This window comes from Candidatus Methylomirabilis sp. (assembly GCA_036000645.1).
Taxonomy (GTDB): Bacteria; Methylomirabilota; Methylomirabilia; order Methylomirabilales; family JACPAU01; genus JACPAU01.
On record DASYVA010000096.1, the window covers coordinates 1 to 9,341 of the forward strand.

Annotated in this window: 10 protein-coding genes, 3 tRNA genes and 1 other RNA gene; all 14 read right to left on the minus strand. The window is 69.8% G+C overall.

Going from position 1 to position 9,341, the window contains the following annotated elements; genetic code table 11:
- Positions 1-969: CocE/NonD family hydrolase (locus tag VGT06_05710; protein ID HEV8662629.1), on the minus strand; the 969-nt coding region annotated here is incomplete at its 3' end.
- A 453-nt stretch (positions 970-1,422) separates the two neighbouring features.
- On the minus strand, positions 1,423-1,986 hold the full coding sequence (locus VGT06_05715; GenBank protein HEV8662630.1) for a hypothetical protein: 564 nt from the start codon (positions 1,984-1,986) through the stop codon (positions 1,423-1,425).
- A gap of 220 nt (positions 1,987-2,206) precedes the next feature.
- Positions 2,207-2,281, minus strand: a tRNA-Asn gene (locus VGT06_05720).
- Positions 2,282-2,901: 620 nt separating this feature from the next.
- Positions 2,902-3,489 (minus strand): GTPase domain-containing protein, encoded by a 588-nt coding sequence (locus VGT06_05725; GenBank protein ID HEV8662631.1) that lies wholly within the window; start codon positions 3,487-3,489, stop codon positions 2,902-2,904.
- Positions 3,490-3,497: 8 nt separating this feature from the next.
- Entirely contained in the window at positions 3,498-4,010 is a 513-nt protein-coding gene (locus tag VGT06_05730) for a roadblock/LC7 domain-containing protein (GenBank protein HEV8662632.1), read from the minus strand.
- 158 nt (positions 4,011-4,168) lie between these two features.
- Positions 4,169-4,771: a recombination mediator RecR gene (recR, locus tag VGT06_05735; GenBank protein ID HEV8662633.1), complete on the minus strand. Its 603-nt coding sequence runs from the start codon at positions 4,769-4,771 to the stop codon at positions 4,169-4,171.
- 9 nt (positions 4,772-4,780) lie between these two features.
- Positions 4,781-5,092: a YbaB/EbfC family nucleoid-associated protein gene (locus VGT06_05740; GenBank protein HEV8662634.1), complete on the minus strand. Its 312-nt coding sequence runs from the start codon at positions 5,090-5,092 to the stop codon at positions 4,781-4,783.
- 35 nt (positions 5,093-5,127) lie between these two features.
- Positions 5,128-6,951 (minus strand): DNA polymerase III subunit gamma/tau, encoded by a 1,824-nt coding sequence (dnaX, locus tag VGT06_05745; GenBank protein ID HEV8662635.1) that lies wholly within the window; start codon positions 6,949-6,951, stop codon positions 5,128-5,130.
- A 20-nt stretch (positions 6,952-6,971) separates the two neighbouring features.
- An RNA gene (gene ffs / locus VGT06_05750) (signal recognition particle sRNA large type) lies at positions 6,972-7,238 on the minus strand.
- A 14-nt stretch (positions 7,239-7,252) separates the two neighbouring features.
- Entirely contained in the window at positions 7,253-7,771 is a 519-nt protein-coding gene (locus tag VGT06_05755) for a DinB family protein (GenBank protein ID HEV8662636.1), read from the minus strand.
- A gap of 36 nt (positions 7,772-7,807) precedes the next feature.
- A tRNA-Ser gene (locus VGT06_05760) sits at positions 7,808-7,897 on the minus strand.
- A gap of 55 nt (positions 7,898-7,952) precedes the next feature.
- Positions 7,953-8,046: transfer RNA gene (locus tag VGT06_05765), tRNA-Ser, on the minus strand.
- 10 nt (positions 8,047-8,056) lie between these two features.
- Positions 8,057-8,524, minus strand: coding sequence for a tRNA adenosine(34) deaminase TadA (gene tadA, locus VGT06_05770; GenBank protein HEV8662637.1), 468 nt, complete (start codon positions 8,522-8,524; stop codon positions 8,057-8,059).
- 85 nt (positions 8,525-8,609) lie between these two features.
- Positions 8,610-9,248, minus strand: coding sequence for a PilZ domain-containing protein (locus VGT06_05775; protein HEV8662638.1), 639 nt, complete (start codon positions 9,246-9,248; stop codon positions 8,610-8,612).
- Positions 9,249-9,341: the final 93 nt, after the last annotated feature.

Genomic DNA, 9,341 nt, shown 5'->3' on the forward strand with positions numbered 1-9,341 from the left:
CCAGTACGCCTGCCGGTCGGTGAACCACTGCATGGCCGGCACGCGCGCGGCGTTGTCGTTGACCCCGTGGACCATGAAGATCGGGATCGGGGCGGCGGTCGCGGGCGCCCTCCAGTCGCGCGCGGCGTGCCACGCGACGTACTGCCCGGAGAGCTGCGCCTCGCCGGCGACGAGCGAGGAGTTGGGCAGGCCGCACCCGGCGTAGGTCAGGTCCTTGAGCTCGTTGTCCCCGCCCGGCAGGTGCCGCTCCAGCGCGAGCTGCTCGTAGGCGAACATCGGGCCGGCCCACTGCAGGAAGTACGGCACGCCGGCCTGGAACTGGTGGTCGTACATGTGGGCGAGCCCCGCGCTCGGCACGATCGTCACGAGCCCATTGGGGACGCTCGCCGCGGCGTTCGAGGGGGTGGACCCCACGTACGAGTGTCCGGTCATCCCGACGCGGCCGTTCGACCACGCCTGGGATGCGGCCCATTCGACGATGGCCTTGAGATCGGACGTGTCCTTCGGCCCGATGTGGTCCAGGCACCCCTCGGACTGTCCCGTGCCGCGAAGGTCCACCATCACCACCGCGTAGCCGCGGGGAGCGAAGTAGCCGGTCAGCCCGAGCGGCCGCCCCTCGGGATCCCGAGGCTCGGGCAGGATCCGCGTGCCATCCCGGTCGGCCAGGGTGCCGTGATAGGGGCTCGCCTCCAGGATGACCGGAAACCGTCCCGCCACGTTCGGCCGCACGACCTCGACGTGGAGGGCGATCTGGCCGTCCGGCTCGTCCGGTTCGGGCACCGGCACATCGAGGATGTCGCGGATGATCTGGTCCGACCCGTAGACGACCTGGGAAAGCCCGCGGGTGAAGGTGTAGTCCGGGGGCTTGAGACTGTCGGCGCCGGGCGCTGCTGTCGGCGGGAGTTGGGTGAGGAGGGCGACGAGGACGAGGAGCAGCCAGGAGAAGCGAAGCCGCACATCCCTCAGCATCGTTAGGCCTCCTTCTGACTGATTGACCGGTTTGGCGGGGGGATCGTCCGGTCCCCGGCCCGAGCGCGCCCGGGCGGTCTCCGCCTCGGGCTCCTCGAAGATCCCGGTAGCAAGGCGCTTACCGGCATCCTTCAGGCTACCGCTAGGCAGGCTTTTTCACGCAGGGATCGTCCCGCTTCGGAAGAGGCGAGGCAATCCGGAATATTCCGTAATTGCAGGAGGGGAAATCCCTTAAGGGGGGCGGCTCCGGGGAAACGGCCCGACCCCCAGGGCAGGGAGGGGACTGGCCAGCGTGTTACGGGGTCATTGCCCGCCCGTGCGGCGTAGTGCCGGGTGGGCACGGCACCCGGTCGGACAGGGCCAACGTCCAGTCCACTGGTTCAGAAATACGAAAGCCCGCGCAGCCATTGGGCCGGCGGGTGGTTCCCCGGGCAGGGTTGAACCGAACGCTTCCTAAAGCGGTATAGAGTACTGGCCCGCCAGTTGCTCGATGAGGGGGCGACAATCCTCTCGGCTCGGCGGGTCTGGGCACAGCGCAGCGAGCGCGGCAGAATACGAGGCGTCGGGCTGGTAGGCCAAGAGAGCTGCGTATATCCTGGCGACAACGTGCGCTACGTCGTTGGGGACTTGGGCTTTGAGATCCCGCCAAATTGCCTCCCAGGCGGCCCGCCGGGCGGCTTCGAGATTGGCCGAGTTGGGAACCTGGCCCTGCAGCTTCGGCAGTTCGGTCTCTAACGCCTGCAGGAGAGCCTTGCTCTCCGCGAGATCCGCTTCGGCCTTCGCCAATTCCTCCTTGGCTGCCGTCGCCACCTGCTCGTCGAGATTTCCCGCGACGTGTTTCGGCAGGACCTGCTGGTAACGAGCCTTTGCCCTCCTGGCGGCCACCTCCAGTTCGGCGAACTTCGCCAACTGCTCACGGATGCGGGCTCTCACCGTGTCAACGCCGGCTCGCACGCCCTCGACGTGTTTCCGCAGTTCTCGATACCGGTCCAGCACCTCTGCGCCCTCAGGAGTCATTCGGAGTCCCTCCTTCTACGGCCGACGCGCCTTACGGACGTGCAAAAGAATGGCCAACTCGGAGCCCTTTGGGTTCTCGGGGGGTCCTACCGATGCGATGGCCCGAAGGAGGCGCCGGTCCGGGGGGAGGGCGGTTCAGCGGGTCCCGACCGCGGAACCGGGGCCAACGAAGAAGCCCGCGCAGCCATTGGTCCAGCGGGCTAAGCGTGCGCTGCTATTGTGGCTCCCCGGGCAGGACTCGAACCTGCAACCTAGCGGTTAACAGCCGCTCGCTCCACCATTGAGCTACCGGGGAATGGTGGGAAAAAGCCAGGAGCATTTTAGCCCACGGGTCCCGGGGCGTCAACGCGTTCAGCCCTCCGTGGCACGCGGAAAGCAAAGGGAGGTGCGTTCGACCTCGTTCGCCGGGGGTCACCGTATGGACAGCCGTTCCCGACCGAAACGTACCGCTTCGTCCCGTTTCATTGTGCTCGTGGCCGGGGACCTCCTTGGTATCGCCGCCGCGACCATGTCCCCCCACCCGGTTGGGGCCGCCGAGTGGCCAGCCGCCTATATCCGCGCTCTCCCGGACGAAGCCTTCGCCGTCATCGAGGGCACACCCGAGGGAGTGCGCCTTCGTCGCCTCCCCCACCACGACCGCACGGGAGCCCTCGACCTGCCACACCTCAGGAGCGCGCTGGCCCGCTGGCACCAGGTGAGGTGGCGCGACCCGGCGGCCGCTGCGGCTGCACGCGAGCACCTGGAGGAGCACAGCGCCCGCCTGCGCGCGGTGGGCCGCCCCCGGGGAGCAGGGGGACCGACTGAGAGCCGGAACCTGAAGCCCGATCGGGATCCGGGGGCCGGCCGGATCGGAGGGAGAGAAGCGGCTCCGTCTGGAGGGGAACCCGCCGAGGACGGGGGGGGGGAACCGGGGACCTACTCTTTCTTCTTCAGCTCCTGCAGCACCAGCTTGGCGATCGCTTTCAGCGTCTCGAATACCCCAACGCCGGTGGGCGCCACCCCCTCGAACCAGGGAACGTTGCGGGTGTTGAGCGCCCGCTGAAGGTCCTCGATGCTGACCACATTGGGGAGGTCCCGCTTGTTGTACTGCAGAACGAACGGGATCTTCTCCAGCACGATCCCCTGCTCCCCCAGGTTCTGCTCGAGGTTCTGCAGGCTTTCGATGTTGGATTCCATGCGCTCGAGCTGGGAGTCCGCGACGAAGACGACCCCGTCCGCTCCCTTCAAGATGAGCTTCCGGCTGGCGTCGTAGAAGACCTGGCCGGGGACGGTGTAGAGGTGCAGGCGCACCTTGAAGCCCCGGATCTGCCCCAACTGCAGGGGCATGAAGTCGAAGAAAAGGGTCCGCTCCGTCTCCGTGGCCAACGAGATGAGTTTCCCCTTCGCGGACGGGTCCACCTTCTTGTAGATGTGCTGGAGGTTGGTGGTCTTCCCGCCGAGCCCCGGCCCGTAATAGACCAGCTTGCAGTTGATCTCCCGCGCCGAGTAGTTGATGAAGGACATGGCCCGGCCTAGCCCTTCGTGAACAGGTTGTCGATATCGTCGTCCGTGATCTCGGAGAAATGGGTGCCGAACATGGCCCGGGCCTGGCCGGCTTCCCGGTCCAGCTTCTTCATGATGTCGGCAAAGATCCGGGTCAGGTCTTCCGCGGCTTTCTTGACCCGCAGGCGGACCAGGCCCAGGGAGGAGCGGCTGTCGAAGATGATCACCAGGATGACCCGCTGGGCGACGATGGAGATGTGGAGGTTGTCCCGCTCTCCCTCGTGGAAGAGGATGGAGAACTCTTTCTCTCCCAGGAGCTGGGCGAGGCCGCCGGTCGCCGCGATGTTACCGGCGGTGAGAGAGGCGAGCGAGGTGGTATCCAGGCCGGCCGTCTCCCCATGGGAGGAGATGAGCTGGCCGTTCTTGTCGATGAGGAAGACCGCCTTGCTGCGGGCCTCCTGGTTCAGGCGGCTCAGGCACGCATTGATCCGCTTGAAGTCCTCATCCAGGATGATGAGGTTCGTCCCGCCCGGCGACACGATCGCTCCTTCCTCCGCCTGCCCGCAATTCACCGTGCCGGCCGGCCCCGCTCCGGGCCCAGGCCGCAGCTTGTATACCACACGGGGTAAGGGGTTACAAGTCCCGGTGTCTTGCGGGTTTCGCGCCTCTTCCCACTAGTGCAAGACCCGTTCCGGCACCCCTACCCCATCTCCCGACGACCGGAGAGTGCCCGGGCTAACGTCACTTCGTCCGCATACTCCAGGTCCCCGCCCACGGGCAGCCCGTGAGCGATCCGGGTGAGACGCACCCCGAGGGGCTGAATGAGCCGCTGCAGGTAGAGGGCCGTGGCTTCCCCCTCCACGTTCGGGTTGGTGGCCAGGATGACCTCCTGGACCCCCCCGTCTTTCAGGCGCCGCAGCAGTTCCCTCGCCAGGATGTCATCCGGGCCGCGTCCCTCCAGCGGGGAGAGGGAACCCTGCAGGACGTGGTAGAGCCCCTTGAACTCTCCCGTCCGCTCGATCGCCATCAGGTCGTTGGCCTCCTCCACCACACAGATGACGCTCCGGGTCCGGCCGGGGTCCTGGCAGATGGGGCACCGGAGCTCCTCGGCGACGTTGAAGCAGACCTCGCAGAGGCGCGTCTTCTCCTTGAGCTCGACGATCGCCTCGGCGAGGGCCGTCGCTTCCTCGCGGGGGGCCTTCAGGATGTAAAAGGCCAGGCGCTGGGCGGTCTTGGCACCGATGCCGGGGAGGCGCATCAGGGCGTCGATGAGGCGGACGAGGGTGGGGGCGTAGCGGGCCACGGGCGGCGCCTAGAAGAGGCCGGGGAGGCCCATGCCGCCGGCGACCTTCGCCATCTCGGCATTCATCAGCTCGCGCGCCCTGCGCAGGGCCTCGTTGGTGGCGGCGACAATGAGGTCCTGGAGCATCTCCCGATCGTTCGCAGCGGCCACCTCGGGGTCGATCTTGACGGCGAGCACCTCGCCGCGCCCGTCCACCGTGACCGTCACCATGCCGCCCCCCGCCGTCCCCTCCACCCGCTTGCTCGCCGCTTCCCCCTGGAGGCGCTCCAGCTCGGCTTTCATCTTCTGCGCCTGCCTCATGAGGTTGCCGAGATCCTTCATACGGTGCTCCCGCGGCGCGGGGGGCCCGCGCCCCGCTAGAAGGGAACGGCCCCCCCGCGGCGGCCGGGGGGGAGCAGGTGCCCGCCGAACAGGCGGAGGGCTTCCCGAACGAGGGGGTGCTCCGCCGGGTCCGCGGGGGCGGCCGGATTCGCGCTCTCGGGCTCAGGCACCCGGGCAGGCGGTGCCAGGCCCTCGGCGGCCGCTCCGCGCGGGGGCGGAGGGAGGAACCGGTACTCGACCGCGATCCGGCGACCGAACGCCGCGGCGGCCGCGGCATTCACGAGTTGGCGGCTCTCCGGGTCCTCCAGCGTCATCCGGGAGAACGTGTTCCCGTTCGGGAAGACCAGGACCAGCGTCTCCCCCTCCAGGCGGACCTCCTGAACCTCCTCGAGAAGGGTGGCCAGCCGCTTCTGCCGCTCGACGCGGCGCTTGACATCCGCCCAGGCACCGGCCACGTCCGGGGGGGCGGCAGGAGCGGACGGGGCAGGGCCGCGGCCAGCAGGCGGCCCCGCGGCCGCCGACTCCGGCGGCGGGGTCGGCTCGGGCGGGGCCCCCTCCATCCGGAGGGGAGGCACGGGAGGGGCAGGCCGCGCCCCCGGAAGGGGGGGCACCTGCGGCGGGGAGATGGGTGTCACGAGACGCGGCGGGGCGGACGGGACCTCCCCGAAGAGGGTGGGCTGGGGGGCCGGTGCGGTTGCCGCGGCGCCACCGCCCGACAGGCGCCCCTCGAGCTCGGTGAGCCGCCGGATGAGGTCATCGAGGGCGGGCAGCGCCGCGGTCTCCGCCATGCGGACGAGGGCCGCCTCCAGAACGAAGCGGGGGTACCCGCTCCGGCGCATCTCCGCCTCCGCCTGGGCGAGGAGGTGCAAGAGGACCTCCAGGCGCGGGACGCTGAAGGCCTCCGCCTGCGCGGCCGTCCGCTCGAAGTCGGCCGGGGCCAGGCCCAACACCTGCCGAGCCTTCGCCGTCACCTTCACCACCAGCAGATTGCGGAGGTGCCCGAGCAGCTCCCCGGCGAAGAGGCGGAGATCGCTCCCCCGGTGGCTCAGCTCCTCCACCAGCTCCAGGAGGCGCCCGGCCGCCCCCTCCGCGATGGCCCCGGCCGCGCCAAAGAGGGCGTCCGAGGCCACCAGGCCCAGCAGCTCCGCGACCGCCTGCCCGCCGATCTCGGTCCCGCAGTAGGCGATGGCCTGATCGAGCAGGCTCTGTCCGTCCCGCAGGCTCCCATCCGCCGCCCGGGCGAGGAGCGCGAGGGCGTTCTCGTCCGGCCGAACCCCCTCCGCCCGGGCGATTTCCTCCAGGCGCTCGCGGATCTGGTCGGGCCCGATCTTGCGGAAGTCGTGGCGCTGGCAGCGGGAGTGGATGGTGGCCGGCACCTTGTGAGGCTCGGTCGTGGCCAGAATGAAGAGGACCTTCGGCGGCGGCTCCTCCAGCGTCTTCAAGAGCGCGTTGAACGCGCCCGTGGAGAGCATATGGACCTCGTCCACGATGTAGACCTTGGACTTGCCCCGGATCGGGTGGTAGGCGAGCTGCTCCTGGAGCCCGCGGACGTGATCCACGCCCGTGTGGGTGGCGGCGTCAATCTCGATGCAGTCCACCGAGGTGCCGAGGGCGATCTCCTGGCAGGCGGAGCAGGTGTTGCAGGGGTCGGGGCCCGGGCTCTTCTCGCAGTTGAGCGCCTTGGCCACGAGGCGGGCCGTCGTCGTCTTCCCCACGCCCCGCGGGCCGGCAAAGAGAAGGGCGTGCGCCAGGCGCCCGGCGCGGAGCGCGTTGCGGAGCGTCCGGGTGACCGGCTCCTGTCCCACGACCTGGTCAAAGGTCTGGGGCCGCCAGCGACGGGCAAGGACTTGGTAAGACATCAGTAATGAATGAAGGCTGGCCGTGCACCTGCCGTCGATCGGGTCACGCGGGCGGCCCGGCGGGTCGGTAGCTCCGGCCGAGCGTCCCCGCGGCACCGGCGGGGGGCCACGTACCGTTGCTTCCTTCCGGACCTGGCGGGGTTGGTGGGCCCGCCCTGCGCGGGACCCGGCCCTCAACGCCCCGGCCCGACGACCCGGACCGCGCGACGGGCGACCTCGGGCAGGAATTCGACCCCGCTATAGCGGATTGCGGGTACAGGGCACCGCTACCTCCCCGTCTAGCACGGCCAACGGCATCGGCTCAGGCCGGCCTCTCCTGCCCCGCCTGCTGCCGGTAGAAAGCAATCAAATCGGTCGCCACCGGCTTTGCCCCGAGCTGCCGGAGCAGGGTCGTGACCTGGCCCCGGTGGTAGGTCGAGTGGTTCACCACGTGCTGCATCGCCTGCCAGAGGGGGGTGGAGTAGGCATTCCCCCGGAGGTCCCGGTAGTGGAACACGCGGCGGACATCCTTCTCCATCAGCGACCCCAGGAACCGCTGGTATTCGGCTTCCAGCGCGTCCCAGCGCCGCCGCACCTCGGCGAAGGAGGCGAAGGCGTCGGGGGAGGCCAGGGCCGTCGGCGACGTCCCGTGCCAGCGCTTCAGCCAGACCTCCTCGGCGCCGAGGATGTGGACCACCGTCCCGTGCACCGAGCCGAAGCTGTTCCCGAGGTCCTTCCGATACGCCCCCTCGTCGAGCTGGGCGACGGCATCCAGCATCCGCTTCCGCGCCCAGGTATTGAAGGCGTACAGCATTCTGAGCTCTTCCAGCGAGAGCGCCATGCAACCCTCCTCGGGTCAGCGCCTGGCCGCGGGCGATGGCGGAGAGGCCGGGATTCGAACCCGGGATGGGGTTACCCCCATACACGCTCTCCAGGCGTGCTCCTTCGGCCGCTCGGACACCTCTCCGCACTTGCTGAACGGGTCGGCAGCCCTCCACCGGGGCCGGGGCGGGCCTGTCCGGTGGCGGAGGGGGAGGGATTTGAACCCCCGAGGGAGGTTTGAGCCCCCCTAATCGATTTCGAGTCGATCGCCTTCGGCCGCTCGGCCACCCCTCCGGGTCCTATTCTACCCGGCGGCGGCCCGGCGCGCCTGGAAAAAATCCCGGAGGAGGGCGCTGCACTCCTCCGCCCGGATCCCGGTCGTGACCGTGACCCGGTGGGTGAGGCCCGGCGTCTCGAGGAGGCGGAGGACCGAACGGACGGCTCCCGCCTTGGGGTCCGGCGCACCGTAGATGAGCCGGGCGACCCGGGCGTGCAGCAGCGCTCCGGCGCACATGGCGCAAGGCTCGACGGTCACGTAGAGGGCAGCTCCCGGAAGCCGATAGTTCCCGATCTTGGCCGCGGCGCCCCGAAGGGCCAGGACCTCCGCGTGGGCGGTCGGATCCGTCAGACCGATCGAGGCGTTATGGGCCCGCCCCAGGATCTCCCCCTCGAGGACGACGACGGCGCCGACGGGGACCTCGCCGGCCGCAGCCGCCCGCCGAGCCTCCTCCAAAGCGAGCTGCATGAAGCGGGCGTCCGTCGCCGAACCCACGGGGCTGCCTCCGCGCGGAAAAAGCACGGCCACTCTACCACACCGGGCAGGCTGCAGCAACGGGAGCGGGCCCCTCTGGAGAGGATCAGGCGGAGACGGCGAGACGTTCCAGGTGTCGCGACCAGCGGAGGCGCCCACCGAGGCCGAGCGGGGTGTAGATCTCAATGCCGAGGCGGGTCCGATCCCCGTCGGGGGCAGCCCACAGGACGAGGCCGAGAGCCTCCAGGGGGCCGGTGGGGGTGTGGATCTGGACGGTGACGGGGGTCTGGGGTGGGATGGGGGCTTTCAGGAGGACTCCCAGCCCTCCCTCGCTGAGGTCCAAGCTCTCCCCCTCAATCTGGCGGACCGAGGTGCCGTTTGGGATGCCGCAGGAGGCGGGATGGCGCGCCGGATAGCGGCGGTGGCGCCGATTGAAGGGAGGGTACGCGCCCCCGCTGGCAGCCGCGTGCGCTTCGACCAGGGTGGCCCGGCGGGCATCCGGATCGGCTGTCTCCTCCCAGTGGAGGAAGGCCGCCGCCTCCCGGACGCCCCGGGGCAGCCGCTGGTCTCGGAGGATGGAGCCCTTCACGGCCTTGCCCCCGGGCTCCAGGGTGGCCCGGAGATTTTCCGTGGCGGAAATGTACAGAATCCGTTGGGCCCGATCGGCGAGGACCAGGACCCCCGGGCGGTCCGGGAGCCGCTCCCCCTTTACGGGGGGCCAGGGGCGCCACGGCAAGCTTCCCATCCTTCCGCCTCGCTCGGGCGTTTCGACCGACTTTCGGGCAGCGGAGTCAATGGGCAAGGGGGCTTGCGAGCGGCATGCCAGGTGGAGGGCGGG